Source organism: Diaphorobacter sp. LR2014-1 (genome assembly GCF_002916785.1).
In the GTDB taxonomy this organism is placed as follows: Bacteria; Pseudomonadota; Gammaproteobacteria; order Burkholderiales; family Burkholderiaceae_C; genus Diaphorobacter; species Diaphorobacter nitroreducens.
This window is the reverse complement of the sequence record NZ_MTBE01000004.1, coordinates 210,026-236,915: the sequence shown is the minus strand read 5'-3', so window position 1 is coordinate 236,915 and position 26,890 is coordinate 210,026. Positions and strand designations below refer to the sequence as shown.

Annotated in this window: 26 protein-coding genes, 1 tRNA gene and 1 pseudogene; 10 read left to right on the top strand and 18 right to left on the bottom strand. The window is 67.6% G+C overall.

All coding sequences use genetic code 11. The features are described from left to right. Positions 1-38: 38 nt before the first annotated feature. The 5 genes from rimO to BV908_RS05880 form a co-directional block, all read right to left on the bottom strand. Positions 39-1,430: a 30S ribosomal protein S12 methylthiotransferase RimO gene (rimO, locus tag BV908_RS05900; RefSeq protein ID WP_015913872.1), complete on the bottom strand. Its 1,392-nt coding sequence runs from the start codon at positions 1,428-1,430 to the stop codon at positions 39-41. Positions 1,431-1,457: 27 nt separating this feature from the next. Then, positions 1,458-2,027, bottom strand: a complete 570-nt coding sequence (gene phaR, locus BV908_RS05895; RefSeq protein ID WP_103737498.1) for a polyhydroxyalkanoate synthesis repressor PhaR — start codon at positions 2,025-2,027, stop codon at positions 1,458-1,460. A gap of 199 nt (positions 2,028-2,226) precedes the next feature. Beyond that, a tRNA-Val gene (locus tag BV908_RS05890) sits at positions 2,227-2,303 on the bottom strand. Positions 2,304-2,363: 60 nt separating this feature from the next. Beyond that, positions 2,364-4,577: a bifunctional (p)ppGpp synthetase/guanosine-3',5'-bis(diphosphate) 3'-pyrophosphohydrolase gene (locus tag BV908_RS05885; RefSeq protein WP_246867454.1), complete on the bottom strand. Its 2,214-nt coding sequence runs from the start codon at positions 4,575-4,577 to the stop codon at positions 2,364-2,366. A gap of 26 nt (positions 4,578-4,603) precedes the next feature. Further along, complete coding sequence (locus BV908_RS05880) at positions 4,604-5,539, bottom strand: alpha/beta hydrolase (protein WP_103737496.1); 936 nt, start codon at positions 5,537-5,539, stop codon at positions 4,604-4,606. Positions 5,540-5,608: 69 nt separating this feature from the next. Here BV908_RS05880 and BV908_RS05875 point away from each other — a divergent pair, with 69 nt between their 5' ends. Further along, entirely contained in the window at positions 5,609-6,391 is a 783-nt protein-coding gene (locus BV908_RS05875; protein WP_103737495.1) for a 3-hydroxybutyrate dehydrogenase, read from the top strand. Positions 6,392-6,470: 79 nt separating this feature from the next. Here BV908_RS05875 and BV908_RS05870 read toward each other — a convergent pair. Beyond that, positions 6,471-7,186: pseudogene (locus BV908_RS05870) on the bottom strand (SIMPL domain-containing protein). 220 nt (positions 7,187-7,406) lie between these two features. On the opposite strand from BV908_RS05870, the gene ompR reads away from it, so the two are divergent. Both ompR and BV908_RS05860 read left to right on the top strand, forming a co-directional pair. Then, positions 7,407-8,138: a two-component system response regulator OmpR gene (ompR, locus tag BV908_RS05865; RefSeq protein WP_103737494.1), complete on the top strand. Its 732-nt coding sequence runs from the start codon at positions 7,407-7,409 to the stop codon at positions 8,136-8,138. Positions 8,139-8,221: 83 nt separating this feature from the next. Then, positions 8,222-9,727, top strand: coding sequence for an ATP-binding protein (locus BV908_RS05860; protein ID WP_103737493.1), 1,506 nt, complete (start codon positions 8,222-8,224; stop codon positions 9,725-9,727). Positions 9,728-9,802: 75 nt separating this feature from the next. Here the strand turns inward: BV908_RS05860 and ispF are convergent, their stop codons facing one another. Further along, complete coding sequence (gene ispF, locus BV908_RS05855; protein WP_041836380.1) at positions 9,803-10,282, bottom strand: 2-C-methyl-D-erythritol 2,4-cyclodiphosphate synthase; 480 nt, start codon at positions 10,280-10,282, stop codon at positions 9,803-9,805. A gap of 20 nt (positions 10,283-10,302) precedes the next feature. Beyond that, positions 10,303-11,142 (bottom strand): 2-C-methyl-D-erythritol 4-phosphate cytidylyltransferase, encoded by an 840-nt coding sequence (locus BV908_RS05850; RefSeq protein WP_015913878.1) that lies wholly within the window; start codon positions 11,140-11,142, stop codon positions 10,303-10,305. Between the two features lie 101 nt (positions 11,143-11,243). On the opposite strand from BV908_RS05850, the gene mfd reads away from it, so the two are divergent. From mfd to BV908_RS05830, 4 genes are all read left to right on the top strand, one after another. Next, on the top strand, positions 11,244-14,747 hold the full coding sequence (mfd, locus tag BV908_RS05845) for a transcription-repair coupling factor (RefSeq protein WP_103737492.1): 3,504 nt from the start codon (positions 11,244-11,246) through the stop codon (positions 14,745-14,747). An 8-nt stretch (positions 14,748-14,755) separates the two neighbouring features. Beyond that, positions 14,756-15,430: a hypothetical protein gene (locus BV908_RS05840; protein ID WP_103737491.1), complete on the top strand. Its 675-nt coding sequence runs from the start codon at positions 14,756-14,758 to the stop codon at positions 15,428-15,430. Positions 15,431-15,471: 41 nt separating this feature from the next. After that, on the top strand, positions 15,472-16,188 hold the full coding sequence (serB, locus tag BV908_RS05835; RefSeq protein ID WP_103737490.1) for a phosphoserine phosphatase SerB: 717 nt from the start codon (positions 15,472-15,474) through the stop codon (positions 16,186-16,188). 237 nt (positions 16,189-16,425) lie between these two features. Next, on the top strand, positions 16,426-17,211 hold the full coding sequence (locus BV908_RS05830; protein WP_103737489.1) for a MetQ/NlpA family ABC transporter substrate-binding protein: 786 nt from the start codon (positions 16,426-16,428) through the stop codon (positions 17,209-17,211). A gap of 80 nt (positions 17,212-17,291) precedes the next feature. Here the strand turns inward: BV908_RS05830 and BV908_RS05825 are convergent, their stop codons facing one another. Continuing rightward, positions 17,292-17,927, bottom strand: coding sequence for a LysE family transporter (locus BV908_RS05825; RefSeq protein ID WP_015913881.1), 636 nt, complete (start codon positions 17,925-17,927; stop codon positions 17,292-17,294). A gap of 70 nt (positions 17,928-17,997) precedes the next feature. On the opposite strand from BV908_RS05825, the gene BV908_RS05820 reads away from it, so the two are divergent. Beyond that, positions 17,998-18,909, top strand: coding sequence for an HTH-type transcriptional regulator ArgP (locus BV908_RS05820; RefSeq protein WP_103737488.1), 912 nt, complete (start codon positions 17,998-18,000; stop codon positions 18,907-18,909). Positions 18,910-18,963: 54 nt separating this feature from the next. On the opposite strand, the gene BV908_RS05815 is transcribed toward BV908_RS05820, so the two are convergent. Further along, entirely contained in the window at positions 18,964-19,464 is a 501-nt protein-coding gene (locus BV908_RS05815) for an Rrf2 family transcriptional regulator (protein WP_103737487.1), read from the bottom strand. 89 nt (positions 19,465-19,553) lie between these two features. Here BV908_RS05815 and ytfE point away from each other — a divergent pair, with 89 nt between their 5' ends. Further along, positions 19,554-20,276: an iron-sulfur cluster repair protein YtfE gene (ytfE, locus tag BV908_RS05810; protein ID WP_015913884.1), complete on the top strand. Its 723-nt coding sequence runs from the start codon at positions 19,554-19,556 to the stop codon at positions 20,274-20,276. 113 nt (positions 20,277-20,389) lie between these two features. Here the strand turns inward: ytfE and BV908_RS05805 are convergent, their stop codons facing one another. From BV908_RS05805 to BV908_RS05785, 5 genes are all read right to left on the bottom strand, one after another. After that, positions 20,390-20,641 carry a DUF3820 family protein gene (locus BV908_RS05805; protein ID WP_103737486.1) on the bottom strand — a complete coding sequence of 84 codons (252 nt, stop codon included), beginning with the start codon at positions 20,639-20,641 and terminating at the stop codon, positions 20,390-20,392. Beyond that, positions 20,641-21,087: a CopD family protein gene (locus BV908_RS05800; protein WP_011806290.1), complete on the bottom strand. Its 447-nt coding sequence runs from the start codon at positions 21,085-21,087 to the stop codon at positions 20,641-20,643. Before BV908_RS05800 ends, BV908_RS05805 begins: the two co-directional genes overlap by 1 nt. An 18-nt stretch (positions 21,088-21,105) precedes the next feature. Further along, the gene (locus BV908_RS05795; protein WP_103737485.1) at positions 21,106-22,107 is read right to left on the bottom strand and encodes an aldo/keto reductase; all 1,002 of its coding nucleotides are present in this window, start codon (positions 22,105-22,107) and stop codon (positions 21,106-21,108) included. A gap of 76 nt (positions 22,108-22,183) precedes the next feature. Next, entirely contained in the window at positions 22,184-22,399 is a 216-nt protein-coding gene (locus BV908_RS05790; RefSeq protein ID WP_103737484.1) for a SlyX family protein, read from the bottom strand. A gap of 5 nt (positions 22,400-22,404) precedes the next feature. Then, positions 22,405-23,607 (bottom strand): PLP-dependent aminotransferase family protein, encoded by a 1,203-nt coding sequence (locus BV908_RS05785; RefSeq protein WP_103737483.1) that lies wholly within the window; start codon positions 23,605-23,607, stop codon positions 22,405-22,407. A 104-nt stretch (positions 23,608-23,711) separates the two neighbouring features. Here BV908_RS05785 and nth point away from each other — a divergent pair, with 104 nt between their 5' ends. Further along, the gene (gene nth / locus BV908_RS05780; RefSeq protein ID WP_047349476.1) at positions 23,712-24,362 is read left to right on the top strand and encodes an endonuclease III; all 651 of its coding nucleotides are present in this window, start codon (positions 23,712-23,714) and stop codon (positions 24,360-24,362) included. Positions 24,363-24,399: 37 nt separating this feature from the next. On the opposite strand, the gene BV908_RS05775 is transcribed toward nth, so the two are convergent. The 3 genes from BV908_RS05775 to cobT all read right to left on the bottom strand — a co-directional run bounded on the left by BV908_RS05775 (position 24,400) and on the right by cobT (position 26,847). Then, positions 24,400-25,227 carry a hypothetical protein gene (locus BV908_RS05775; protein ID WP_103737514.1) on the bottom strand — a complete coding sequence of 276 codons (828 nt, stop codon included), beginning with the start codon at positions 25,225-25,227 and terminating at the stop codon, positions 24,400-24,402. A gap of 20 nt (positions 25,228-25,247) precedes the next feature. Next, positions 25,248-25,622, bottom strand: a complete 375-nt coding sequence (locus tag BV908_RS05770) for a DUF2334 domain-containing protein (protein WP_246867450.1) — start codon at positions 25,620-25,622, stop codon at positions 25,248-25,250. Between the two features lie 166 nt (positions 25,623-25,788). Next, positions 25,789-26,847 carry a nicotinate-nucleotide--dimethylbenzimidazole phosphoribosyltransferase gene (cobT, locus tag BV908_RS05765; RefSeq protein WP_103737482.1) on the bottom strand — a complete coding sequence of 353 codons (1,059 nt, stop codon included), beginning with the start codon at positions 26,845-26,847 and terminating at the stop codon, positions 25,789-25,791. Between the last annotated feature and the right edge of the window lie 43 nt (positions 26,848-26,890).

Genomic DNA, 26,890 nt, shown 5'->3' with positions numbered 1-26,890 from the left:
CGTTCCCTTTTTTGTGGGCGCTGTATGGCCGCCGTTGATTACACCGGCACGCCCACCAGGTCATGCCCCTGCGTTCCCACGATGCGCGCCTTCACGAAGTCGCCCACCTTGTAGGTCTTGCTGAATTTCTCGGGCGGCAGCAGGTGCACCACGCCGTCGATCTCGGGCGCATCGGCGTAGCTGCGGCCCACGCCGCCCTTCTTGCCCAGGCCCACGGCCTGGTCCACCAGCACCTGCATGGTCTGGCCCACGCGGCGCTGCAGCTTGGCGGTGGAGACTTCCTCCGCCACCGCCATGAAGCGCGCACGGCGCTCCTCGCGCAGTTCCATGGGCAGCATGCCCGGCAGCTCGTTGGCAGCGGCGCCCTCCACGTCGCTGTAGGCAAAGCAGCCCGCACGGTCGATCTGCGCCTCGCGCACGAAGTCCAGCAGGTGCTGGAACTCTTCTTCCGTCTCGCCGGGGAAGCCCGCGATGAAGGTGCTGCGGATCACGATCTCCGGGCAGGCCTCGCGCCAGCGCAGGATGCGCTCCAGATTCTTCTCGCCGCTGGCGGGGCGCTTCATGCGCTTGAGCACGTCGGGGTGGCTGTGCTGGAAGGGCACATCCAGGTACGGCAGCACCAAGCCCTGCGCCATCAGCGGAATGATGTCGTCCACGCTCGGGTAGGGGTAGACATAGTGCAGGCGCACCCACGCGCCGTAGGTGGCGGCCATCTCGCCCAGCGTCTGCACCAGCTCCAGCGTGCGCGTCTTGACGGGCTTGCCGTCCCAGAAGCCCGTGCGGTACTTCACGTCCACGCCATAGGCCGAGGTGTCCTGGCTGATGACCAGCAGTTCCTTCACCCCGCCCTCGAACAGCGCCTTGGCTTCCTTGAGCACATCGCCCACCGGGCGGGACACCAGGTCGCCGCGCATCGAGGGGATGATGCAGAAGGTGCAGCGGTGGTTGCAGCCCTCGCTGATCTTCAGGTAGGCATAGTGGCGCGGCGTGAGCTTGATGCCCGCCTCGCCGAAGCTGCCCGGCACCAGGTCAAGGAAGGGATCGTGCGGCTTGGGGCAGTGGGTGTGCACGACCTCCATCACTTCCTGCGCCGCATGCGGCCCGGTCACGGCCAGCACGCTGGGGTGCACCTCTTTCACGAGGTTGCCGCCCGTCTCGCCGGCGCGCGCGCCCAGGCAGCCGGTAACGATCACCTTGCCGTTCTCTGCCAAGGCCTCGCCAATGGTGTCCAGGCTTTCCTTCACGGCTTCATCGATGAAGCCGCAGGTGTTGACGATGACGAGGTCTGCGCCCTCGAAGGTCTTGGAGGTTTCGTAGCCCTCGGCGCTGAGTTGCGTGAGGAGGAGTTCGGAGTCGGTGAGGTTCTTGGGGCAGCCGAGGCTGACGAACCCGATCTTGGGGGTCTTGGCGGGGGAGAGTGCTTGGCTCATCCCCGCATTTTCCCAGTTCTGCCGGGCTCAGCGCTTTTTGAGGCCAAACGCGCCCAGCATCTGCTCGGTCTGCTTCTGCATCTGGTCCTGCATCTGCAGGAACATGTTCTGCGACTGCTCCACGTAGTTGCCCATCAGCCCCTTCATCATGGGCGACTGCAGATTCATGAATTGCGTCCACATCTCGGGCGTGAGGCCTTGCGACTGCTCGGCCAGCTTGGCCTGGATCTCGGTGAACATCTGCACGTTCTTTTCCAGGTACGCACCCATGAAGCCCTGCATGGCATGGCTATAGAAGCGGATGATGTTGGCCAGCGCCGCCTCGCTGAACATCGGCGCGCCGCCTGCCTCCTCCTCCAGGATGATCTGCAGCAGGATGCTGCGCGTGAGGTCTTCGCTGGTCTTGGCGTCGCGCACCACGACGGATTCGCCCTGCATCACCAGCTGCTTGACCTCGGCCAGCGTGACATAGGTGGAGGTGGACGTGTCGTACAGCCGGCGGTTGGGGTACTTCTTGATCACGCGCTGGGCGGTTTTTGGATCGGGTGCTGGGTTCTTGTCTGGCACAGGCGGCTCCTCGGGTACATGGCCCGTCATGGCTTGTATTGCAGTGCAGCAGATTCTAGGCAGGCCGCACCCGCGCAGCGCGCAGGAATACCCTGATGGCTTGCACGACCGCCTGCTCCAGGCTGAATGCGGGGGATCCGGAAACAAAAAAGCCGCTCTGTCGAGCGGCGTTTTGTACAGAATTTCTCTCTTTGCATGCTGAAGTCTGGGTGGCTTCAGCAGAGAGAAATGGTAGGCGCGATTGGACTCGAACCAACGACCCCCACCATGTCAAGGTGGTGCTCTAACCAGCTGAGCTACGCGCCTGTGTTTGTTCGAGAAGCGGGAGTATAGCAGCAAAAAATGCCGCCTCGGCCCTGGCGGCCGTCATCGCCGGCGCGCCGACCGCACCCCCTGCACCGCGGCCACGATACCCAGCACCTTGTTGAGCCGCCCCGCATCGGACACCTCCACGGTGAAGGTCATCCATGCCGTTCCCTTGACGGACTGTGTCTGCACGCCAATGACGTTGGTCTTCTCACGGGCGAACACTTCCGAGATGTCGCGCAGCAGGCCCTGGCGGTCCGAGGCTTCCACCGCCACGTCCACGGGGTAGACGGCGGCTTCTCCGGCAGCGCGCTGCGACTTTCCCCACTCCACGTCGATCACGCGCTCCGCATTGCGCGCCGCCATCTCGCGGAAGTTGCTGCAGTCGGCGCGGTGCACGCTCACGCCCTTGCCGCGCGTGACGAAACCACGGATCTCATCGGGCGGCGCGGGCTTGCAGCACTTGGCCAACTGCGTCATGAGGGAATCCACGCCCACCACCAGCACGCCGCCCTTGGGCGCGCCGTCGGGTGTGCGCGCCTTCTTGAGCAGCACGTCAGGCTCGTCGACCGCTGGCTCGGGTGGGCGCAACAGGGTCTCGATGCTGCGCAGCGAGAATTCGTCCTTGCCCACCACTTCGAACAAGGCCTCGGCCGACTTGAAGCCCAGCTGCACCGCCAGGTCGTCAAGCTTGAGGGCCGTCTTGCCCTCGCGCTGTAGCAGCTTTTCCACCAGCTCGCGGCCGCGCGCCACCGTGGCATGGGTGGCCTGTGCGTTGAACCACGCGCGCACCTTGGCCTTCGCGCGGTTGCTGGTGAGGTAGCCCAGTTCCGGGTTGAGCCAGTCGCGCGAAGGACGCCCTTCCTTCACGGTGATGATCTCCACCGTCTGGCCGTTCTGCAGCGGCGTGTTCAGCGGAACCATGTTGCCGTCGACACGCGCACCCCGGCAGCGGTGGCCGACGCTGGTGTGCACGGCATAGGCGAAGTCCACGGGCGTGGCGCCCTGGGGCAGTTCCACCACGGCCGCGTCCGGGGTCAGCACATAAATGCGGTCTTCGAACAACCCGCTGCGGCTGGCGGAGCCCACCAGGTCGCGCTCCCACGCCAGCAGCTGGCGCAGTACGGCGATCTTGGCGTCGTACTCGCTGCTGGCCGACACGCCAGCGTAGCCCTTGGTGCCCGCCTCCTTGTAGGCCCAGTGCGCGGCCACGCCATGCTCGGCATGGTCGTGCATGGCCTGGGTGCGGATCTGGATCTCGATGGCCTTGCCCGCCTCGTCGCGCACCACGGTGTGCAGCGACTGGTAGCCGTTGGGCTTGGGGCGGGCGATGTAGTCGTCGAACTCCGCCTCGATGGGCTTGAACTGGCTGTGCACCCAACTCAAAGCCGCATAGCAGTCCTTGACGCTCGGCACCACCACACGCAGCGCACGGATGTCGAACACCTGGTCGAAGTTCAGCGACTTGCCGCGCATCTTCTTGACGATGCTGTAGATGTGCTTGGGCCGGCCCTGCACGCTGGCACTGATGCTGCGCGCGCGCAGCTCGGATTCGAGACGGCTGCGCACCTGCTCCATGTACAGCTCGCGCTCCACGCGCTTCTCGTCGAGCAGGCGGGCCACCTCCTTATAGGTCTCGGGCTCCAGGAAGCGGAAGGCCAGGTCTTCCAGCTCCCACTTCATCTGCCAGATGCCCAGGCGGTTGGCCAGCGGCGCGAACACCTGCAGCGCCTCGCGCGCGATGGCCGGCGATACCGGGCGCTTGGCTGCGGCATAAAAGCGCAGCGTCTGAAGGCGGGACGCCAGGCGCAGCATCACCACGCGCAGGTCGCGCGAGAAGGCCAGCAGCATCTTGCGCACGTTCTCGGTCTGCGTGGCCGCATCGTCCACCTGCTGGCCCGTCACCTGCGCCTCGCGCGCCTGCAGTTGCACGCGCATGAGCTTGGTGGTCTCCAGCGCCAGCGCGGCGAAATTGCTGCCGAAGGCCTTGGTGATCACTTCCTCGGGCTTGTTCAGGTGCGAGCAGGCATACACCAGATAGGCCGCCGCCTGCATGGTTTCCGAGCCGCCCAGGTGCTTGAGGATGGCGGACACCGCATCGGCATGGACGAGGGTGTTCTCTCCGGTTTCCAACGTTTCGCCGATCAAGAGCGGCTCGGCAAAGGCGCGGGCGCGTACCAGTGCGTCGGCATGCTCCGGTCCCGCCTGCGCGGTGGCTGCGATGAGCTGCGGCACCGCCTCGGGTCGGGGCCCGGCGGCCGCGCCCTGCCCCATGGGCAGATGGCCGATGGAACTGCTCTTCATGCTGTCAACTCCTCCTGCCGCTCCAGCAGGAACTGCGCGACCACGGCCACCTGGTCCGGCTGCACCAGCGTCGGCGCGTGGCCCACGCCGGCGAACTCCACCAGCCGCGCACGCGGGCCGCGCGCGGTCATCTCGCGCGCCGTGGCGCTGGACAGCAGGTCCGACTCCGCACCGCGCAGCAGCAGCACCTGGGCCGGGATCTGGTCGTATAGCTGCCATAGCTGCTGCTCACCCGCCAGCGCGGCCTCGGGCGTGAGGGCGCGAAAGGGCACGGCGATCGCCGGGTCGTAGTGCAGGGCCAAGCCCCCTTGGGGCGCCTCGCGCACCATGGCGCGAGACAGTTCCAGCCACTGCGCAGGTGTGTGCGGCCCGAAGCTGCGCGACACCGCCCACAGCGCGTCGGCCGCCTGCTGCAGCGTCGCGAAATGCGCGGGCTGCCCCAGGTACTGGCCGATGCGCGCGAGCGCCTGCCACTCCACCCGCGGCCCCACATCATTGAGCACCAGGCGCCGCACGGGTACCGGCAACACTCCCGGCTGGCCGCACAGGCCCATGCCGATGAGCCCGCCCATGCTCGTGCCCACCCAATCCAGGGTGGCGATGGGGCCTTGCGCGTGCAGTTGCGCCAGCAAGGCCAGCATGTCGGCCGCGTACACCGGCAATTGGTATTGCATCGGATCGGCCAGCCAATGGCTGCGTCCGCGCCCCACGACATCGGGGCAGACCACGCGCGCATGGCGGGCCAGCGCGCGTGCCAGGGTGTCGAAGTCCCGCCCCTGGCGTGCCAGCCCGTGGACGCAGATGATCACATGGGGATGGGCCGCGTCGCCCGTCTCGTTCCACTCCCAGTAGGCCATGCGATGGCCTTGTTCCGGGTGGCCGGCGGCCGCGGGGCCGGGGCACGGTACGTATTTCAGCGTAGGTTGAATCATGGAAACGGTACCGTCATGCAGCGCTCGATAATGCCTGCGCTGCATCCTAATTCATTCGGAGAGACTCTCATGCTGAACGGCAAAACCGCCCTCGTCACCGGCTCCACCAGCGGCATCGGACTGGGCATCGCCAAGGCGCTCGCGCGCCAGGGGGCGAACATCGTGCTCAACGGCTTTGGCGACGTGGAAGGTCCGCGCGCCGAGGTGCTGGCCGTCGGCGAGGCCGCAGGCGCCCGCGTGGCCTACCACGGCGCGGACATGAGCCGCCCCGCGGAGATCGAGGACATGCTCAAGTACGCCGCATCCCAGTTCGGCCGCGTGGACATCCTGGTCAACAACGCCGGCATCCAGCATGTGGCCAGCGTGCAGGACTTCCCCGTGGAGAAGTGGGACGCCATCATCGCCATCAACTTGACCAGCGCCTTCCACACCACGCGCCTGGCACTGCCCGGCATGCTGGCCAATGACTGGGGCCGCATCATCAACGTGGCGTCGGTACACGGCCTGGTGGGATCGGCGCAGAAGTCGGCCTACGTGGCGGCCAAGCACGGCATCGTGGGCCTGACCAAGGTGACGGCGCTGGAGACCGCCCCGACGGGCGTGACCTGCAACGCGATCTGCCCCGGCTGGGTGCTCACGCCGCTGGTGCAAAAGCAGGTGGACGCCAAGGCCGCCGCGCTGGGCATCTCCAATGAAGAAGCCAAGAAAGTGCTGCTGGGCGAGAAGGAGCCCTCCATGCAGTTCACCACACCCGAAGAGCTGGGTGAGCTGGCCGTGTTCTTCTGCTCGGCCGCCGCCAACAACGTGCGCGGCGTGGCATGGAATATGGACGGCGGCTGGGTGGCGCAGTAAGACCGCTATCAAAAAGATAGCTGGTAACGCCCGGCTGGCGGGCGCTGCAGGCCAAAATGGCTGATAGCGAACGCTGGGGTCACTTGAGCTGTACCGAGCCAGCCACCGTCACCACCACCTGGGCCTTGCCGGCCTCCACGGGCACGGGAGCGTCGGACGCATAGGATGCCGCCTTGGCCTCCATGGCCATCATGCGCGGGCGCGGGCCGGGCGACATCTCATTGCTGTTCACCGCCACCTCGCGCAGCGAGTAGCCGCCAAAACCGAAGCCCCGCGCCAGTTCGGAGGCGCGTGCCTTGAAGGCCTCGATGGCCTGCGCCTGGGCCTCGGTCTCCACCTTGGCCTGCGCCTCGCGCGACAGGTCGAATGCGATCTGGCTGATGGACATGCTCTGGATCTTGCCCGCCGTGGCCGTGATGCGCGGGAAGTCGCGCCCTTCCAGCACCAGCTCGGCGCGGCCCTGCCAGCCGGTGATCTTGCCGTCCTTGCCATAGCGCGGGTACATGCCGAAGGCCCCCGTGCGCACGTCCATCTGCTGCGGCTGGGCGGCGCGCGGCGGGCTTCGGCCAGCGCGGCGTCCAGCGCCTGTTTGAGTTGCGTTTGCACGCCTGCGGCGTCCGCGGCTTCCTTGGTGGCGGCCAGCGTCAGCACCAGCAAGTCCTGCTGCACCTGCACCGTGCCCGATGCGGAGAGCTGCAGCACGTTCTGCGGCGGCGCCGAAGGATTCTGAGCGTAAGCGGCCACAGCGCCCGCCATCAGTGCGCAAGCAGCTATTGTTTTTATAGTTCTTTGCATGGTGTTCCTTTTCTTGGGTTGACGTTGTACAGGCAGGTGCAGCATGCCCCAGGACCGACGCTAACCGCGTCAGCGCAGCGCTGGCATGAATGCCGGGTAATGTCGTTGCGAGGTGTCGCAAAACCTGTAACAGTTGGTCAGACCCCGGGGTAAAACCGGGCTTTCCGTTCGCAAGCTGGTCAGAATCGGCTCTGTTACAAATTGGACTGGGAAAGAAAGCATGGATTCAACAACCAACCGTACCGACAAAGTTCTCGTGGTGGATGACGATGCGCGCATCCGCGACCTGCTGCGCCGCTACCTCACCCAGGAAGGCTTTGAAGTTATGGTCGCGGAAGATGGCAAGGCCCTCAACCGCATCCTGCTGCGCGAGACCGTGGACTTGATAGTGCTGGACCTGATGATGCCGGGGGAAGACGGCCTGTCGATCTGCCGGCGCCTGCGCGCGGCCAATGACCGCACGCCCATCATCATGCTCACCGCAAAGGGCGAGGACGTGGACCGCATCGTGGGCCTGGAAGTGGGCGCCGACGACTACCTGGGCAAGCCCTTCAACCCGCGCGAACTGCTGGCCCGCATCCACGCCGTGCTGCGCCGCCGCCCACCGCAGGAGGCCCCGGGCGCACCGTCGGGCGACAACGAAGTGGTGACCTTCGGCCCCTTCACCTTCGACCTGGGCACGCGCGCGCTGCAAAAGAACGGCGAGGAACTGCCGCTGACCACGGGCGAATTCGCCATGCTGAAAGCCCTGGTGCGCCACCCGCGCCAGCCGCTGTCGCGCGAAAAGCTCGCGCTGCTGGCGCGCGGGCGCGAGTTCGAGCCGTTCGACCGCAGCCTGGACGTGCAGATCTCGCGCCTGCGCAAGCTGGTCGAGGTGGACGCCGCCGCGCCGCGCTACATCCAGACCGTTTGGGGTGTGGGCTACGTGTTCGTGCCGGACGGCACGAACTGACCAGGGCATCCCTGCGAAAGGAACGGCGGCCCCACTCCACCGGCACGCCGTGCCCTGCATGACCGCTTGCACGCCACCTTGACATGAACGCCACCCACGACGCGCCTTCCGATGCCACCAGCCCCGCGCCGCTGGAAACGTCCGCCAGCCGGCGGGCCCAGCGTGCACGCGTGGGGCTGAACCTCTTCTGGCGCACCTTCTTCCTGCTGGCGGTGCTGCTGATCGGCAGCATCATGGCGTGGCTGCAGACGCTGCGCGCGCTGGAGTTCGAGCCCCGCGCCCTGCAGACGGCGCAGCAGATTGCATCGCTGGTCAACCTGAGCCGCGCGGCGCTCATCCACTCCGACGCCATCGCGCGCGTGTCGCTGCTCAAGACCATGGCCGACCAGGAGGGCGTGCGCATCCTGCCGCGCGAGCCGGGTGACAAGTTCGAGTTGCTCTCGCCCTCCCCGCTCGGCTCGCGCCTGACCGAAGAACTCACCCAGCGCCTGGGGCCCGGCACCATCGTGGCCGCCAGCGTGAATGGCGAGAAGGGGCTGTGGGTGGGCTTCACCATCAATGGCGACCCCAACTGGATGCTGATGGACCGTTCGCGCCTGAGTGCCGCTGGCGGCAAGACCTGGATGATCTGGTTGATCACCGCAGGCGCGCTGTCGCTGGCGGGTGCCGCCGTCATCGCGCGGCTGATCAACCGTCCGCTCAAGCAGCTCAGCGACGCGGCCAACCGCGTGCGCGACGGCGACTTTGCCAACAGCCGCCTGGACGAAGAGGCCGTGACCAGCGAGATCCGCGAGGTCAACATCGGCTTCAACCGCATGGCGCAAAAGCTCGCCAAGCTGGAGCAGGACCGCGCGGTGATGCTGGCCGGCATCTCGCACGACCTGCGCACGCCGCTGGCGCGGCTGCGCCTGGAAACCGAGATGAGCGTCACCGACGACGTGGCGCGCGAGCACATGGTGGCCGACATCGTGCAGCTGGACGCCACCATCGACAAGTTCCTGGACTATGCGCGGCCCGACACCACGGTGGCCCTGAGCCCCGTCAACCTGCATGGCGTGGTGTCGTCCTGCGTGTACGCGGTGCAGGACCACCGCGAGTTGCAGATCTCGATGAACGTGCCCGAGGACCTGATCGTGATGGCCGACGAGGTGGAGCTGGCGCGCGTGATCTCCAACCTGCTGGAGAACGCCCGTCGCTACGGCAAGAACCGCGAAACCGGCATCACCACCGTGGACATCGCCGCCAAGGCGCGCGAGAAGTGGGTGCTGATGAAGCTGCGCGACCACGGGCCCGGCGCACCACCCGAGCAACTGGCCAACCTCACCAAACCGTTCTTTCGCGGCGACTCCGCGCGCACGGCCGCCGCTGGCGCGGGCCTGGGCCTGTCGATCGTGGACAAGACCGTGCAGCGCATGGGGGGCATCTTCGCGCTGGCCAACTCGGGCTCGGGCGGGCTGGTCGCCCACATCCAGTTGCAGCGCGCGATGAATCTACGGCAGGGCCAGGACCCCCAGCAGCGCCTGCAGCGCCCGCAGATCAAGCGCCACCTGCCACCGCGCAGCGGTGTGCCGTCATCCCAGCAAAATTGATAGCAGCCAGCGCTTGCTGCGTGGCTGATTTACAGCGTTTCCTGCCGGAAACCGGCACTCTTCCAGCGCAAGCAGCTATTTTTTGAATAGCAACACGGCGGCGCGCGCCTCGATGGACAGACCCTGCCCCACGGGGCCCAGGCGCTCGGCGGTCTTGGCCTTCACGTTCACTTGGTCCAGCACCAGGCCCAGCGCGCCGGCGATGCGCTCGCGCATGGCGGGGATGTGCGCCGCCAGGCGCGGCGCCTGCGCGACCACGGTGCTGTCGATGTTGCCGATGGCGTAGCCCGTGTCGCCAACGCGGCGCGCCGCCTCCTCCAGCAGCGCCACCGAGTCCGCGCCCTTGAAGCGCGCGTCGGTGTCGGGGAAGTGGCTGCCGATGTCGCCCAGCGCCGCAGCGCCCAGCAGCGCATCGGTGATGGCATGCAGCAGCACATCGGCATCGGAATGGCCCAGCAAGCCCATGGTGTGCGGGATCTCCACCCCGCCGATGACCAGGCGCCGCCCGGGCACCAGCGCATGCACGTCCCACCCTTCGCCGATTCTGAAATTCATGCCCATTGCGTTCGCCGCCCTCATGCCTTGGAAGAAAAGAAAGTCTTGACCGGATCGCTCGCCGCGGCGCCGCGTTCGCCGCCAAAGCGCTCCAGCGTGGCGCCGTGCATGCGCTGGGCCAGCACGGCCTCGGCCAGCGCGAAGTCCTCGGGGTAGGTCACCTTGAAGTTCTGCGCGCCGCCAGGCACCAGGCGCGGGCGCAGGCCCATGGCCTCCATGGCACTGGCCTCGTCGGTGGCGGTGGCGCCCACCCGCTCCAGCGCATGGCGCAGCGCACCGATGCGGAACATCTGCGGCGTCTGCGCCAGCCATTTGTCGCTGCGGTCCACGGTGGCGGCCACGCGCACGCCGCCGGGGCCGTCGCTCGCCACCTTGAGCGTGTCCGCCAGCTTGTGCGCCAGCAGCCCGCCCACGCTGTCGTGCTGGCAGGCGTCGATGAGCGCGTCGATCTGCTGCGCCGTCACCAGGCAGCGCGCCGCATCGTGCACCAGCGCCCAGTCCTCATCCTGCGCGCCGCGCGATTGCAGGGCCTTCAGGCCGCCCAGCACCGTGTCGGCGCGCGCGGGCCCGCCGCAGGGCACGGCAAAGAAGGCCGGGTGGGGGTGACCGTCGAAGAAGGTGTCGCCCGCGGCCACGGCCACCAGCGTGCCCGCCAGGCGCGCCACGCCCGCAAAGGCCGCCAGCGTGTGCAGCACCATCGGGTGACCCGCCACCGTGTGGTACTGCTTGGGCAGCACGGGGGGGCCGTCCTGCCCGCCCCTGCGCACGGCGCGCGTGCCGGTGCCGGCGCAGGGCACCAGCCCCCAGAAGCGCCCGGCCACAGGGCGAGCAGGGGTGGTGGGCGGCAGCAGGTCGGTCATGGGCGGGCATTCTAAAATCCCCGATCGTCGTCTTGAGCCTCGTGGCGCACACTGCTCCGTGTCCTGCGCCCTATCCCATACCATGGGGCGACGCCACCTGCATGCAGCTGCCCAAACTCTCCCCCGGAAAACGATTCACCCTGCCCCGCCCCGTGGGCAGCGCCGACGCCTTGCTGCTGGCCCGTCTGGGCGAGCGGGAAAAGGCCGCGGGCCGCACCACCGCCATCGTCACCGCCGATGCGACCGACGCCCAGCGGCTCATCGACGAGATGGCCTTCTTCGCGCCCGAGTTGCGCTGCGCGCTGTTTCCCGACTGGGAAACGCTGCCCTACGACAGCTTCTCGCCGCACCAGGACCTGATCAGCGAGCGGCTGGCCACACTCTGGCGCATCCAGCAGCGCGACAAGGACACGGGCGCCGACGTGGTGCTGGTGCCGGCCACCACGGCGCTGTACCGGCTGGCGCCGCCGTCGTTCCTGGCGGGCTACACCTTCCATTTCAAGGTCAAGCAGAAGCTCGACGAGGCCAAGCTGCGCGCCCAGCTCACGCTCGCGGGCTACCAGCATGTGTCCCAGGTGGTGGGCCATGGCGAATACGCGGTGCGCGGCGGGTTGATCGACCTGTTCCCGATGGGTTCGGCCGTGCCGTACCGGGTGGACCTGTTCGACGACGAGATCGACTCCATCCGCACGTTCGACCCCGACAGCCAGCGCAGCCTCTACCCGGTGCCCGAGGTGCGCCTGCTGCCCGGGCGCGAGTTCCCCATGGACGACGCGGCGCGCGCCAAGTTCCGCCAGCGCTGGCGCGAGCTGCTGGAGGGCGATCCCACGCGCAGCCGCATCTACAAGGACATGGGCAACGGTGTGGCCACGGCGGGCATCGAGTACTACCTGCCGCTGTTCTTCGATGAGACGGCCACCGTGTTCGATTACCTGGGCAACGAAGCCACCGTGGTGCTGCACGGCGACCTAGAGACAGCCTTCCAGCGCTTCTGGCAGGACACGCGCGACCGCTACCGCCTGATCCAGGGCGACCCGGACCACCCCACCCTGCCGCCGGAGGCGCTGTTCCTGGGCGCCGAGCAGTTCTACGCCCAGGCCAACCAGCATGCCCAGTTGTCGCTGCGCCCCGGTGTGGAAGACGTGGCGGACAACGCGCAGTTCCAGAAGCTGCCCGACCTGTCCGTGGTGCGCGGCGCCGAGGACCCGCTGGCGCGGCTGCAGGCGCACATCCGCGCCACCGGGCAGACCGGCCAGCGCGTGCTGCTGCTGGCTGAAAGCGACGGCCGGCGCGAGAGCCTGCTGGATTTCCTGCGGGCCTCGGGGTTGAACCCGCCGGCCTTCGATTCGCTGGCCGAATTCCAGGGGACGCCCGAAGAGCGCGTCGGCATCGCCACGGCGGCGCTGGCCTCGGGCTTCGCGTGGATGGAAGAAGGCCTGGACCTGGTCACCGAGACCGAGCTGTTCGCCGCTGGCTCCACCACGCGCCGGCGCAAGAAGCAGGAGCAGGCCAGCGACGTCGAAGCGCTGATCAAGGACCTGTCCGAGCTGAAGGTGGGCGACCCCGTGGTGCACAACCAGCACGGCATCGGGCGCTACCGCGGCCTCATCCACATGGATGTGGGCAACAAGAACCCCGACGGCAGCCCCGCGCTGCAGGAGTTCCTGCACCTGGAATACGCCGACAAGGCCGTGCTCTACGTGCCTGTGAGTCAGCTACAACTCATCGGCCGCTACACGGGCGTGTCTGCCGACGAGGCCCCGCTGCACAAGCTGGGCAGCGGCCAGTGGGAAAAGGCCAAGCGCAAGGCCGCAAGCCAAGTGCGCGACGCGGCGGCCGAGCTGCTCAACATCTACGCCCGCCGCGCCGCGCGGGAGGGGCATGCCTTCCGCTACTCGCCCAACGACTACGAGCAGTTCGCCAACGACTTCGGCTTCGAGGAGACCGCGGACCAGAAGGCCGCGATCCACGCCGTGGTGCAGGACATGATCAGCCCGCGCCCCATGGACCGGCTGGTCTGCGGCGACGTCGGCTTTGGCAAGACCGAGGTCGCACTGCGCGCCTGCTTCGTGGCCGTGGCCGGGGGCAAGCAGGTGGCGTTCCTGGCGCCCACCACGCTGCTGGCCGAGCAGCACTACCGCACGCTGAGCGACCGCTTCAGCAAGTGGCCCGTGAAGGTGGCCGAGGTCTCGCGCTTTCGCTCGGGCAAGGAGATCACCGCCGCCGTCAAGGGCATTGCCGACGGCACGGTGGACATCGTCGTGGGCACGCACAAGCTGCTCAGCGAATCGACCCAGTTCAAGAACCTGGGCCTGCTCATCATCGACGAAGAACACCGCTTCGGCGTGCGCCACAAGGAGGCGATGAAGCAGTTCCGCGCCGAGGTGGATGTGCTCACGCTCACCGCCACGCCGATCCCGCGCACCATGGGCATGGCGCTGGAGGGGCTGCGGGACCTGTCCGTGATCGCCACCGCGCCGCAGCGGCGCCTGGCCATCAAGACCTTTGTGCGCAACGAAGGCACGGGCGTGATCCGCGAGGCCGTGCTGCGCGAGCTCAAGCGCGGCGGCCAGTGCTACTTCCTGCACAACGAGGTCGAGACCATCGAGAACCGGCGCCAGAAGCTCGAAGAGATATTGCCCGAGGCGCGCATCGCCGTGGCCCACGGCCAGATGCCCGAGCGCGAGCTGGAGCGCGTGATGCGCGACTTCGTGGCCCAGCGCTACAACATCCTGCTGTGCTCGACCATCATCGAGACCGGCATCGACGTGCCCACGGCCAACACCATCATCATCAGCCGCGCCGACAAGTTCGGCCTGGCGCAGCTGCACCAGTTGCGCGGGCGCGTGGGGCGCAGCCACCACCAGGCCTACGCCTACCTGATGGTGCCCGACATCGACGGCCTGACCAAACAGGCGCAGCAGCGCCTGGACGCCATCCAGCAGATGGAGGAGCTGGGCTCGGGCTTTTACCTCGCCATGCACGACCTGGAGATCCGCGGCGCGGGCGAGGTGCTGGGCGAGAGCCAGAGCGGCAACATGATGGAGATCGGCTTCCAGCTCTACAACGAGATGCTGGCCGAGGCGGTGAAGCAACTCAAGGCCGGCAAGGAACCCGATCTGCTCGCCCCCATGCAGGCCGCCACCGACATCAATCTGCACGCCCCGGCCCTGCTGCCCGACGACTATTGCGGCGACGTGCACCTGCGCCTGTCGTTCTACAAGAAGCTGGCCACGGCCAAGACCGGCGACCAGATCGATGGCCTGCTCGAAGAGATCGTGGACCGCTTCGGCAAGCTGCCGCCGCAGGCGCAGACGCTGATCGACGTGCACCGCCTGCGCGTGCTGTCCGCGCCCTACGGCGTGGTGAAGGTGGATGCCGCCCCCGGCGTGATCACCATCACCTTCAAGCCGCAGCCGCCGGTGGACCCCATGGCCATCATCCACCTGATCCAGAAGAACAAGCACATCAAGCTGGCCGGCAACGAGAAGCTGCGCATCGAGCGCGAGCTGCCCGACCCCGCCGCGCGCGCCCAGATGGTGCGCGACGTGCTGCGCAGCCTGGGCCAGCCGCTGGCCGAGGCGCAGGCCGCCGTCCCCGCCTAGGCAGATCCATGGCACTGGAAGCCGCCCTCGCCCTGCTGGCACTGGCCTTCGCGCTGGCCGCGCGGCCCTGGCGGCTGCTGGGCAGCCGCAAACCGTTGGCGCACGAGGCCCATGGCGCACCTGCCACGCTGTGGACGCCGCTGCTCGCCACGCTCGTGCTGCTGCCCTGGGCCTGGGCCCTGCCTACGCTGCACCGCATGCCGCTGCAGCTGCAGTGGTCAGGCGCCTGCCTGGTGCTGCTCATGCTGGGCTGGCCGCTGGCGGTTCCGGCCCTGCTGGCCGTCGGCACGATCGCCGCGCTGATCTCGCCCAGCCTGGGCTGGGGCGACGCGCTGGGCCTGGCCGTGTGGCAGGGCATCGTCCCCGCCACGCTCGCGCTGCTCGTGGGCGTGCTGCTGCGGCGCCTGGCGGGCGCGCGTGCGCTCACCGGCGTGCGCATCTTCGTCTATGTGCTGGGCCGGGGCTTCCTGGGCACGGCGCTGTGCGTGTTCGTGGCAGGCTCGCTGTCGCAATGGGCGGGCCATGTGCTGCCGGGCGTGGGTGAACAGTTGTCGCTGGTGGCGCGCTGGCTCATGGCCTGGGGCGATGGCATGGTCACGGGCATGCTGTGCGCGGTGTTCGTGGCCTTCAAGCCCGGGTGGCTGGCCACCTGGTCCGACCAGCTGTACCTGCCCAAGCCCTGAACGACAATCCCTCTTTTTCGCATCCGCTCTACTCCGCTTCCATGTCCCAGACTCCTTTTGAATTTGCCCCCGGTCTCGTCGTGCAGGGCATCACGCCGCCGCTGCGGCTGGCCGACTACAAGCTCATCGCCTTCGACATGGACTCCACGCTCATCAGCATCGAATGCGTGGACGAGATCGCCGACGCCGCCGGCCGCAAGGCCGAGGTGGCTGCCATCACCGAGGCCGCCATGCAGGGCCTGATCGCCGACTACAAGGAAAGCCTGCGCCAGCGCGTGGCGCTGCTCAAGGGCGTGGGCACGGACCACCTGGAGCGCGTGTTCACCGAGCGCTTGCGCTTCAACCCCGGCGCGGCCGAACTCATCGCCGCCGCCAAGGCTGCGGGGCTGGCCACGCTGCTCGTTTCGGGTGGGTTCACTTTCTTCTCCGACCGCGTGAAGGCGCACCTGGGGATCGACTTCGCACGCTCCAACGTGCTGGAGATCGAGAACGGCCTGCTCACCGGCCGCATGGTGGACCAGGCCTGGGGCGACATCTGCGATGGCGCGGAAAAGCGGCGCACGCTGCTGGAGGTCGCCTCGCTCATGGGCATCGACGCGCGCCAGACCATTGCCGTGGGCGACGGGGCCAACGACCTGCCCATGATGGGCGCGGCCGGGCTGTCGGTGGCCTACCACGCCAAGCCCGCCGTGCGCGCACAGGCCCGCGTGGCCATCAACCAGGGTGGACTGGACCGGCTGCTGGAAGTGCTGCGCTGAGCACCCATACCGCAGCCCCATTCACGCTCCCATATTCATAGCTTCTAGCGCTTGTCAAATGGGCGCTAGTGCGGTTTTTTATCACAATAACAAAAGATAAAGAACCTACTTCATATATGAATATGAAAATAAAAACGACTTGCGGCTGAGTCGTCCCGCTTACACTTCACACCCTGGTCATCGCCCTCTTGCACAGGGCGGTGCTCTCAAGTCACCGCTACAAGGAAACCGTTCTCCATGCTGAAGAAAACCCTGTCTGCCATTGCCCTGGCCGCTGCCGCGCTGGGCGCGCAAGCCGCCGACGTGCTCAAGGTGGCCGCCACGGCCGTGCCGCACGCGGAGATCCTGAACTTCGTGAAGCCCCAGCTCAAGGCCCAGGGCCTGGACCTGCAGGTCAAGGAATTCAGCGATTACGTGCAGCCCAACGCCGCCGTCGAGGACAAGCAGCTGGACGCCAACTTCTTCCAGCACCAGCCCTACCTGGACAGCTACAACAAGGACCGCAAGAGCAGCCTGGTGGCCGTGCCCAACGGCAAGATCCACGTGGAGCCCTTCGGCGCCTACTCCAGCAAGATCAAGAACGTGAAGGACTTGAAGGACGGCGCCACGGTGGCCATCCCCAACGACCCGTCCAACGGCGGCCGGGCGCTGATCCTGCTGGCCAAGCAGGGCCTGATCGAACTCAAGGACCCCAAGAGCCTCACGCCCACCCCGCTGGACGTGGTGAAGAACCCCAAGAAGCTGAAGTTCAAGGAGCTCGAAGCCCCGCTGCTGCCGCGTGCGCTGGCCGATGTGGACCTGGCCCTGATCAACACCAACTACGCGATCGAAGCCAAGCTCAACCCCACCAAGGATGCGCTGTTCATCGAAGGCGCCGACTCGCCCTACACCAACATCGTGGCGGCCCGTGCCGACCGCGCCAACGACCCCAACATCGCCAAGCTGATCAAGGCGCTGCACACGCCCGAGGTGAAGAAGTTCATCCAGGACAAGTACAAGGGCGCCGTGGTCCCCGCGTTCTGACCGCCCACCGCGCAGCGGCAACGCTGTACAAAAAAAAGCGCTGCCGCGGCAGCGCTTTTTTCATGGGTGGGGGCACGACGTCAGGCACCCTGCCACACCCACCAGGCCAGCACGAACATCATCGCGCCCGTCAGCGTGTCCAGCACGCGCCAGGCGCGCGGGTTGGCAAACACGCCCTGCAGGCGCCGCCCGGCGAAAGCCAGCACCACGAACCAGGTCAGGCTGGCCGACGCCGCCCCCAGCACGAACACCCACTTGAGCCAACCATCCTGGCGCGCACCGATGGAGCCGATCAGCACCACCGTGTCCAGGTACACATGCGGGTTGAGCAGCGTGATGACGGCCAGGCCGCTGAGCACACCCAGCACCCCGCGCGCCACGCGTTCGCCACCCGAGGCGTTCAGCCCCGCATCCGGTGCAAAGAAAGCGCGATGCCAGGCAAACAAGCCGTAGGCCAACAGGAACAGCGCACCGCCCAGTTGCAGCGCATGCGCCAGCGTGGGCGAACGGCCCAGCACCTGCGCCATGCCGGCCACGCCCAGCGCCACCAGCAGCGCATCGCTGGCCACGCACCACGCCACGCAGGCGCGCACGTGTTGACCCTGCACCGCCTGACGCAGCACGTACAGGTTCTGCGCTCCGATGGAGACGATGAGCGACAGGCACACGGTGAAGCCCGTGAGCCAGGAGGAAGCGGCGGCGTGTTGAGTGAACATGCGCCCGATGGTAGGCCGCGCATTCATTTAAGTACACTTCAAACTTCTAACCGATATTAAGTAAAACTGAATGTTGGACTACGCTGGACTGGAAGCATTGGCCGCCGTGGTGCGCGAAGGCAGCTTCGAGCGGGCAGCGCGCCGCCTGCACGTAACGCCATCGGCCGTTTCGCAGCGCATCAAGCAGTTGGAGGAGCGCGTGGGACAGGTGCTGGTGCAGCGCGGCAGCCCCTGCACCGGCACCGACGCCGGCCGCCGGCTGTGCCTGCACCTGGAACAGGTGGCGCTGCTGGAAAACCAGTTGCGCCGTACCAACCCCGACCTGCTGCCCGACATGCCCGCGCCGGCACCAACGCTCAAGCTGGCCGTCAACGCGGATTCGCTGTCCACCTGGTTCATGGACGCCATGGCCGCCTTCACCGCGGGCGGCAACGAACTGCTGGACCTGCGCATCGACGACCAGGAGCACACGGGCGAGCGGCTGCGCCAGGGCGAGGTGATCGCCGCCGTCACCGCCACGGGCACGGCCATCGCCGGTTGCAACACCTGGCCGCTGGGCACCATGCGCTATGTGGCCGCCGCCAGCCCCGGGTTCATTGCGCGGCACTTTGCCGACGGTGTGACGGCGGCCACGCTGGCGCGCGCGCCGATCATGACCTTCGACCGCAAGGACCGGCTGCAAGACCAATGGATGCAGGCGCACGGCCTCACGTCGCGCACGCATGCACCCAGGCACTTCCTGCCGTCCAACTTTGGCTACGTGCGCGCCTGCGAGGTGGGCATGGGGTGGGGCATGCACCCGCTGACGCTGATCGGCCAGCAACTGGCCGAGGGCCGTCTGGTGCAGTTGCTGCCGAACACCGCCATGGACGTGCCGCTGTACTGGGCCCACCCGCGCACGGCGCAGGTGGCGCTGGAGCGCCTCACCCGGTGCGTAATGGCGGCGGCGCGCCAGTGGCTGGAGCCGCCGCTGGCGGCCTGAATCATCAAAAAGTAGAGCGGTTCGCGCTTGCAGGTAAAGCGCTGGAGCCCGTTTTTACGCCAATGTCTCGGGGCGGGTGATGGGCAACCCTGGCACCCAGCGCATGGACTGCACCAGCGCCGCCCCGCCCTGCCGCTGCGCAGCGATGGACGGGGTGACCAGATCGGCCACGGTGAGGCTGTCCAGCACCGCAAGGTAGGCCCGCGTGGCGTCGGACAGCACGGCTTGCAGACGGCAGTGGCTGCTCATGCGGCATTGGTTCAACTCGGCATTGAAACACTCGACCATGTCGAAGTCGGTCTCCGTCATGCGCACGATCTGGCCCAGGTTGATCTCGCTGGCGGGCTTCATCAGGCGCATGCCGCCACCACGCCCGCGCGTGGTGTCCAGCAGCCCCTGGGCCGCGAGTTGCTGCACGATCTTCGTGAGATGGCTGCGCGAGATGCCGTGTGCCTCGGCCACCTCGCTGATGGTCACGGGCTGCTCGCGCTCCTGGCAGGCGGCGCAGTACATGAGCACGCGCAGCGTGTAGTCGGTCCACTGGGTCAGTCGCATGGTTGCACCAAGGGTTCACACAAAGATTCACTCTATGTGGATTTTAATGAATAAAATATTCATCACAAGTGAACCTTTAAGGAAGCCCCATGAATACCGCCACCTCTCCCTCCCTCGACCCCCGTCAGGCCATCGGCCAGATTGCCGTTGAACTGCCTGGCGCGACCGCCGTGTTCCGCCGCCTGAAGCTGGACTTCTGCTGCGGCGGCCAAGTGCCGCTGGAGCAGGCGGCCGCGGACAAAGGCCTGGACCTGCAGGCCGTGGTGGATGAGCTTTCCGCCCTGCAACGCCCCAACGAGCTGCCCGACGCGGGCACACCCACGGAACTGATCGACCACATCGTCGCGCGCTACCACGAGGTGCACCGCGCCCAGTTGCCCGAGCTGGTGCGCATGGCGCGCCGCGTGGAAGCCGTGCACCGCGACAACCCCAACACCCCGCACGGCCTGGCCGACGCGCTGGAAGAGATGCAGCAGGAGCTGCTGACCCACATGCACAAGGAGGAAGCCATCCTGTTCCCCATGCTGCGCAGCGGCGGCAACGCCTTCGTGACCCAGCCCATCGGCATGATGCGCAGCGAGCACGTGGACCACGGCGAGGCACTGGAGCAGATCGCGCGCCTGACCAACGACATCACCCCGCCCATGGGCGCCTGCAACACCTGGCGCGCGCTGTATGCGGGCCTCGCGCAGCTCAGCGACGACCTGGTGAACCACATCCACCTGGAGAACAACGTGCTGTTCCCGCAGTTCGAGGCCGGCGCCTCGCAGGGCTGCGGCAGCGGCTCGGCATGTTCGTGCAGCGGCGGCTGATGCCCGTCAGCGGCGCGCGCCAACGGGCGTGAGCCGGTAGGCGCGGACGGAGCCCGCATGGCGGCGCTCCGCGCCCTTGCGTAAAAAGCGTGAAAGCGGCCCGCGACTGCCGCTCACCGCCCTGGCGCAGCGCGCAGCGGGGCCAGCAGATCGCGCAAGCCGTTATGGTCCAGCTCGTACATCAGCGCGAGAAGCTGGCCGATCTCGCCGCGCGGAAACCCCTCGCGGGCGAACCAATGCAGGTAGTTGGCGGGCAGATCGGCAATCACCGTGCCACGGTGTTTGCCAAACGGCATCTCGCGCGTCAGCAGCAACTGCAGGCGCCGCGCATCGCAGCCCTGCACCGCGGGACCCGCCCCTTCCATCACATCCCCAGTCCACCGTAGCGGAACGCGATGCCCGTGAGCACGAAGCCCACCGACAGCAGCGTGACGGCCGCCACGTGCCACGCCATCAGCGGCAGCGTGCGTGCGCTCAGCGTGGGAATGACGCGCAACCGCGCATGGGCGGCCACCAACAGCGTGGCGGCCAGCAGCGCGAGCTTGAGCGATACGGCGCGTTCCAGCGGCGCATCAGGGCTGAACCACTGCCCCCAGTCGGGCACGAGTTGCAAGGCCATCCACAGCCCGGTGGCGACCTGGATGAGCAGCGCGGGCATGCCCACGTGTTCGTAGCCCTGCTCGAAGTCCAGCAGCGCCTGGGGCGACCGCTGGCGCAGCGCGCGCGGCAGCACGGTGAATGCCAGCACCAGATGGCCGCCGGTCCAGACGGTGGCGGCCAGCAGGTGCAATGCAAAGACGTAGGGATACATGGCGCCGGTCCTCGGGCGTCAGGCGCGGCGCGCCTGCAGCGGATAGGCCGGGTCGGTGAAGCCCGGCGTCGACGGATGGCCGGGGGCCACCAGGGTGTCGACGAGCGCCTCGTCCTCGGGCGTGACCGCATAGTCGAGCGCCGGCAGGTAGTCCTGCCACTGCGCCAGCGTGCGCGGCCCGGCGATGACGGAGCTGACGCCGCGGTGCGCCAGCACCCAGGCCGTGGCGAACTGCGCAAGCGTGATGCCCCGGGCCTTGGCATGCAGCTTGAGCTGCTGGGCGATCTGGAGCGACTCCTCGCGGAACTCGGTCTCGCCCATGCGGCGGTCGCCGCGCCCGGCACGTGTGCCTTGCTGGGGTGGCTGGCCGGGCAGGTACTTGCCGGTCAACACACCGCGCGCCACAGGGCTGTAGGGCGTCACGCCCAGCCCGTAATGCTGGCAGGCCGGCAGGATCTCCACCTCGGGCATGCGGTTGAGCAGGTTGTAGTACGGCTGGCACACCACGGGGCCGGGCATGCCGATGCGGCGCGCACCGTGCACCAGCTCGGCAATGCGCCAGCCGCGGAAATTGGACACGCCCCAGTAGCGGATCTTGCCCGCGCGCAGCAGCGCATCGATGGCGAACAGCGGCTCCTCCAGGTCCATGCCCTCGTAGTCGCGGTGCAGGTAGAGGATGTCCACATGGTCCGTCTGCAGCCGCGTCAGGCTGGCTTCCACCTCGCGCAGCATCCAGGCGCGCGAGTAGCGGCCCTCGTTGGGCCGCTCGGACATCTTGTTGCCCAGCTTGGTGGCCAGCACCCAGTCGTGGCGCTGGCCCTGCAGCAGCGTGCCCAGCATGCGCTCCGACGCGCCCTTGGTGTACACGTCGGCCGTGTCCATGTAGTTCACGCCATGCGCACGCGCGTGGGCCACGATGGAAGCGGCCTCGGCCTTATCCGTCTGGTCGCCGAACATCATCGTGCCCAGGCACAGCGTGGACACCTGGAGCTGGCTCTTGCCAAGAAAGCGGTATTGCATGGGGCAGCCTTCGCTATATAAATAAGAGCTGCTAACGCTTGATGGACGAGCGCTAGCGGCCAATTTGACGTAAACCTCAGTAATGCGGCGGCAGTTCGTCGCGCAGGCTGCGCACGGTGGCGCCGCCCCCCTCGGGCACCTGCTGGCGCAACTGCGCCACGATGCGCGCCAACTCGTCGATCTGTTGCTGCTGGCGGTAGATGGTCAGGTTGAGCTGGTCCAGCAGGTCTTCGGTGAAGGCGGCCTTGACCTCCAGCGCTTCCACCCGCTCCTGCGTGCGTGCGTCCACCATCGCCTTCAACCCTTGAGCGCCTGCCCGAGGCGCGCCACGCCTTCGCGGATCTTGGCCACATCGGCCGTGGCGAACGACAGGCGCAGCGTGGCCGCATCGGGGTTCTGGCTGAAGAACGGCGTGCCGGGCACGAAGGCCACGCCCTTGTCGATCGCGCGTTTGGCCAATGCGCCGGCATCACGCTCCAGCCCGCGCGCCCCTGTCAGGCGCACCCACAGGAACAGGCCGCCGCGCGGCTGCACGAACTCCACCGCGTCGCCCAGTTCCGCACGCAGCGCATCGCCCATGGCCTGCGCGCGCTCGGCATACACGGCGCGCACATGGGCCAGCGTCGCGGGCATGGCGCCGCTCTTGAGGTACTGCGCGGCCGTGGCCTGGGCAAAGGTGCTGGTATGTGCATCGCTGAACTGCTTGCACATCACGGCGCGCGCCAACAGCTCGGGCGGTGCGATCAGCCAGCCCACGCGCAGGCCGGGGGACAGCACCTTGCTCAGGCTGCCGCAGTGCGCCAGCCACTCCCGACTGCCCGGCACCTGGGCCGAGAGCGCCAGCAGGCTGGCCGGCGGCGCCTCGCCGAAGTACAGGTCGCCATAGGGGTCGTCCTCCACCACCAGCACCTGGTGCCGCGCGGCCAGTTCCAGCACGCGCTTGCGGCGCTCCAGGCTCAAGGTGGCGCCGCTGGGGTTGCCAAAGGTAGGAATCAGGTAGACCAGCTTGGGACGGTGCTCGACGATCAGCCGCTCCAGCGCATCGGGCTGCACGCCCTCGCCGTCCACGGGCGCGCTGATCACCTCGGCGCCATAGAGGCGAAAGCACTGGATGGTCGCGAGGAAGGTGGGGCCCTCGACGATCACCTTGTCACCGGGGTCGATCATGGTCTTGCCGAGCAGGTCCAGCGCCTGCTGGCTGCCCGTGGTGACGATGAGCTGCTCGGGCGCCAGCCCCGCCACGCCCTTGCCTTGCATGAAGGTGGCCAGTTGCTCGCGCAGCGGCTGGTATCCCTCGGTGGCGCCGTACTGCAGCGCGGCGCCGGGCTCCTCGGCCAGCACGCGCTCGCTGGCGGCGCGGATGCCGGCCACGTCGAACATGGCGCTGTCCGGGAAGCCGCCCGCAAAACTGATGATGCCGGGCTTGCCCAGCAGCTTGAACAGTTCGCGGATGGCGGAGGTTTCAACGTTATTCAGGCGGTCGGCAAAGGCAAGCGGCATGGACGGCAATCGGGTGGATGGGTGAAAGACGGTAGCCCCCATTGTCGCCAATTGCCGCGCAGCTTTCCTGCGGCGCGCCCCTCAGCCGGCGACAATCGCCGCCCATGAAGCCCCAGGACATCGAGCCCTTCTTCGCGGCGCTGCAGGCCGCCAACCCGCAGCCCAACACCGAGCTGGAATACACCAACGTATTCGAGCTGCTGGCCGCCGTGCTGCTGTCGGCGCAGGCCACCGACGTGGGTGTGAACAAGGCCACGCGCCGGCTGTTTCCCGTCGCCAATACGCCGCAGGCCGTTCTGGAGCTGGGCCTGGACGGCCTGGAGGGTTACATCAAGACCATCGGCCTGTACCGCACGAAGGCGAAGAACCTGATGCAGACCTGCCGCATCCTGGTGGAGCAGCACGGCGGCCAGGTGCCGCGCACGCGCGAGGCGCTGCAAGCCCTGCCCGGCGTGGGCCGCAAGACCGCCAACGTGGTGCTGAACGTGGCGTTCGGCCAGCCCACCATGGCGGTGGACACGCACATCTTCCGCGTGGGCAACCGCACCGGCCTGGCGCCCGGCAAGAACCCGTTGGCCGTGGAGATGCAGCTGCTGCAGCGCGTGCCACCGCAGTATCTGGTGGACGCCCACCACTGGTTGATTCTGCTGGGCCGCTACGTGTGCCAGGCACGCAAACCGCGCTGCTGGGAATGCGTGGTCGCACCCTGGTGCGACTACGAGCCGAAGACGCCGGCGCCGTTCAACGCGGGTTGATCAACCTTGCGGGGTGCTGCCGCGGCAGCCGCCGGCATCAGCGCACGCCCTGCGCCACCAGCTCAGCCACCAGCGGCTCTCCCAGGTAGTGCGGGCCGTCGAAGGCCAGCACCTCCCACCCCTTGTAGGCATCGATCTGCGGCAGGAACTCCGCCGCCGTGGCGCTGCGGAACCCGCCTTCTGGCGCGGGGCGAAAAGCTTCGGCAATCATCTGCACGCGCGCCTGACCCAGGCGGTAGGTCAGCACCTGCAAGTACTTCAGCGCAACCTCCGGACTGCGCGCATGCACGCCCACGCCGTCCTGGAAGAACACCCCTACGTCGCCCGGCAGCCAGCGCTCGATCCAGTCCGCCAGCGCGTGCGGGCCGAGGTTGGCACTGTCATAGGCGCTGATCCACAGCGGGCGTGGCAACTGCGCCAGGCCCTGGGACCACTCTGGCCCCGGCAGCCAGGTGGGATCCACCTCCAGGGGGAAATACCAGCCACCCAGCTTCAGCGGGAGCCGCTGCACGATGGGCACCAGGGCGTGCGCCTGCTCCACCAGCAGCGCCACCGAGGCACGTGCCTGCGCCTCGCCATGCATGGCCGCCAGGCCCACGATCACCTCCTGGGCCCAGGGCTCGGCGGCGATGCGCTCCCAGTCGGGTAGCTCAGCCGCGATCGGAGGCAGGCCGGTGCCCGGCACAAAAGCCTGTGAATCCACCGCCGTCCATTGCACCAACAGGCGGCGAATGCCCAGTTGCGCCCAGTTGCCCTGGGGGCGCAGCGTGCGCAGGCTGGGCTGCCACACCATGCCGCCGAGGTGGCGCAATGGCGCGCCGGACGACGGCGGCAAAGACACCGCGCACGGCAGCATGGCCGCCATGGCCGCGCGCCGTGTCAGGGTCAGCGCTTGCGCTGGCGGCTGGGTGAGGTCCACGTGTAGCCCATGGCCGTCAGGCCATCCACGATTTCCTTCAGGTGCGTATAACCGCGCCCGTCATACTTCTGCGCCTGGGACTCAACCGCCAGGAAGGGGTGGAAGAAGAACGAGGCAAAGCCGTCACGCACGACCTTCTGGTAGCGCGCGTTTTCCAGCACCTCCTTGGATGTCAGTTCCTCGTCCGCCCCGAACTCGAAATACTGCAGGTTGCCCAGGTTCTCCGGCAGCACGCGCAGGCCGTAGCGGTCGCGCTCGATGACGAAGGGGAAGAACTGGTCCACCATGTAGTCCCCGGCCTTGAGGTCGGGCTGGTCGGACGTGTAGTACCAGGGTTTCAATAGGTCACTTGGTAGAGAAGATTCTTACTACTTTTTCATCAATTGGCAAATTCGATCGATAGTATTTAACTATTTATCCAGTGTGTGATAGGACGGCTTCTGGTTGCACAGCCCCGTCGAATTCCTCATGCGCCCATCCTGAAGATGGCAAGTGCCGGCAAGACACTTAGCGCATCGCTCCGTCCACCCCGGCCGCTTGAAAACTCGCCATCTCGCGCAGCACGCGGCATGCCGACTCCAGCAACGGCCAAGCCAGAGCGGCACCTGAGCCTTCTCCCAGGCGCAGCCCCAGGTCCAGCAGCGGCTGCGCCTGCAAAGCCTGCAGCATGTGGCCATGGCCCCGTTCGCCGGAGCGATGGGCAAACACACAGCGCTGCAGCACGGCAGGCGCCAGGCGCGCGGCCACCAGCACAGCCGCGCAGGTGATGAAGCCGTCGACCACGATCACACGACGCTCGGCGGCGGCCTGCAGCACGGCGCCGGTGAGCGTGGCGACTTCAAAACCACCCAGGGCGGCCAGGGCCTCCAAGGGCTGCGTAGCACCGGCGTTGGCCGCCAGCGCCTGCTCCAGCACGGCCTGCTTGCGCGCGATGCCTGCCGCATCCAGTCCCGTACCGGCACCCGTGCACTCGGCCAGCGGCACGCCTGCCAGACGCGCCAACAACAGCGACGCCACGGACGTGTTGCCGATGCCCATCTCGCCCAGCAGCAGCGCGTTGCCGGGCATGGCGCGCACGATATCCATGCCGTTGCGCAGCGCCTGGGCGCACTGCGCCTCGGTCATCGCAGGGCCGACGCTCGCGTCCTGCGTGCCCGCCGCCACACGGCAGTGCACCAGACGGGGCGCACCGGGGACGGCGTCGCGTGCGGGTACTTCGCGCGCCACGCCACAGTCGGCCACGGTGAGCTGAAGGCCGTGCTGGCGCGCCAGCACGCTCACGGCTGCGCCGCCTGCCAGAAAGTTCTCGACCATCTGCCAGGTCACGTCGCTCGGATAGGCCGATACGCCCTTGGCCGCCAGGCCATGGTCGCCCGCGCACACCAGCATCTGCGGCGCCTGCAGCATGGGTGATTCGGTACCTTGGATCTGGCCCAGACGGAGGGCGAGTTGCTCCAGGCGCCCCAACGCACCCAGTGGCTTGGTCTTGTTGTCCAGCTTGTGTTGCAGGGCCTGCGTCAGTGGCAGATCGGTGAGGTCAGCAACGAAAGGCAGGTCGATGATCATGGCGTGTTTCGATTGTCAAAAAAAGGTCCAGCGCAACCCCGAC

Coding starts and splice junctions, on each gene's coding strand:
- BV908_RS05830 (WP_103737489.1), top strand. CDS start 16,426: ATGCTGAAGAAAACCCTGTCTGCCATTGCCCTGGCCGCTGCCGCGCTG.
- BV908_RS05775 (WP_103737514.1), bottom strand. CDS start 25,227: ATGGCGGCCATGCTGCCGTGCGCGGTGTCTTTGCCGCCGTCGTCCGGC.
- BV908_RS05790 (WP_103737484.1), bottom strand. CDS start 22,399: ATGGTGGACGCACGCACGCAGGAGCGGGTGGAAGCGCTGGAGGTCAAG.
- BV908_RS05860 (WP_103737493.1), top strand. CDS start 8,222: ATGAACGCCACCCACGACGCGCCTTCCGATGCCACCAGCCCCGCGCCG.
- BV908_RS05815 (WP_103737487.1), bottom strand. CDS start 19,464: ATGCGACTGACCCAGTGGACCGACTACACGCTGCGCGTGCTCATGTAC.
- BV908_RS05825 (WP_015913881.1), bottom strand. CDS start 17,927: ATGTTCACTCAACACGCCGCCGCTTCCTCCTGGCTCACGGGCTTCACC.
- BV908_RS05805 (WP_103737486.1), bottom strand. CDS start 20,641: ATGGAAGGGGCGGGTCCCGCGGTGCAGGGCTGCGATGCGCGGCGCCTG.
- mfd (WP_103737492.1), top strand. CDS start 11,244: ATGCAGCTGCCCAAACTCTCCCCCGGAAAACGATTCACCCTGCCCCGC.
- cobT (WP_103737482.1), bottom strand. CDS start 26,847: ATGATCATCGACCTGCCTTTCGTTGCTGACCTCACCGATCTGCCACTG.
- rimO (WP_015913872.1), bottom strand. CDS start 1,430: ATGAGCCAAGCACTCTCCCCCGCCAAGACCCCCAAGATCGGGTTCGTC.
- ytfE (WP_015913884.1), top strand. CDS start 19,554: ATGAATACCGCCACCTCTCCCTCCCTCGACCCCCGTCAGGCCATCGGC.
- BV908_RS05785 (WP_103737483.1), bottom strand. CDS start 23,607: ATGCCGCTTGCCTTTGCCGACCGCCTGAATAACGTTGAAACCTCCGCC.
- serB (WP_103737490.1), top strand. CDS start 15,472: ATGTCCCAGACTCCTTTTGAATTTGCCCCCGGTCTCGTCGTGCAGGGC.
- BV908_RS05850 (WP_015913878.1), bottom strand. CDS start 11,142: ATGACCGACCTGCTGCCGCCCACCACCCCTGCTCGCCCTGTGGCCGGG.
- phaR (WP_103737498.1), bottom strand. CDS start 2,027: ATGACGGGCCATGTACCCGAGGAGCCGCCTGTGCCAGACAAGAACCCA.
- BV908_RS05885 (WP_246867454.1), bottom strand. CDS start 4,577: ATGGGGCAGGGCGCGGCCGCCGGGCCCCGACCCGAGGCGGTGCCGCAG.
- BV908_RS05800 (WP_011806290.1), bottom strand. CDS start 21,087: ATGTATCCCTACGTCTTTGCATTGCACCTGCTGGCCGCCACCGTCTGG.
- ispF (WP_041836380.1), bottom strand. CDS start 10,282: ATGAATTTCAGAATCGGCGAAGGGTGGGACGTGCATGCGCTGGTGCCC.
- BV908_RS05795 (WP_103737485.1), bottom strand. CDS start 22,107: ATGCAATACCGCTTTCTTGGCAAGAGCCAGCTCCAGGTGTCCACGCTG.
- nth (WP_047349476.1), top strand. CDS start 23,712: ATGAAGCCCCAGGACATCGAGCCCTTCTTCGCGGCGCTGCAGGCCGCC.
- ompR (WP_103737494.1), top strand. CDS start 7,407: ATGGATTCAACAACCAACCGTACCGACAAAGTTCTCGTGGTGGATGAC.
- BV908_RS05880 (WP_103737496.1), bottom strand. CDS start 5,539: ATGATTCAACCTACGCTGAAATACGTACCGTGCCCCGGCCCCGCGGCC.
- BV908_RS05875 (WP_103737495.1), top strand. CDS start 5,609: ATGCTGAACGGCAAAACCGCCCTCGTCACCGGCTCCACCAGCGGCATC.
- BV908_RS05820 (WP_103737488.1), top strand. CDS start 17,998: ATGTTGGACTACGCTGGACTGGAAGCATTGGCCGCCGTGGTGCGCGAA.
- BV908_RS05840 (WP_103737491.1), top strand. CDS start 14,756: ATGGCACTGGAAGCCGCCCTCGCCCTGCTGGCACTGGCCTTCGCGCTG.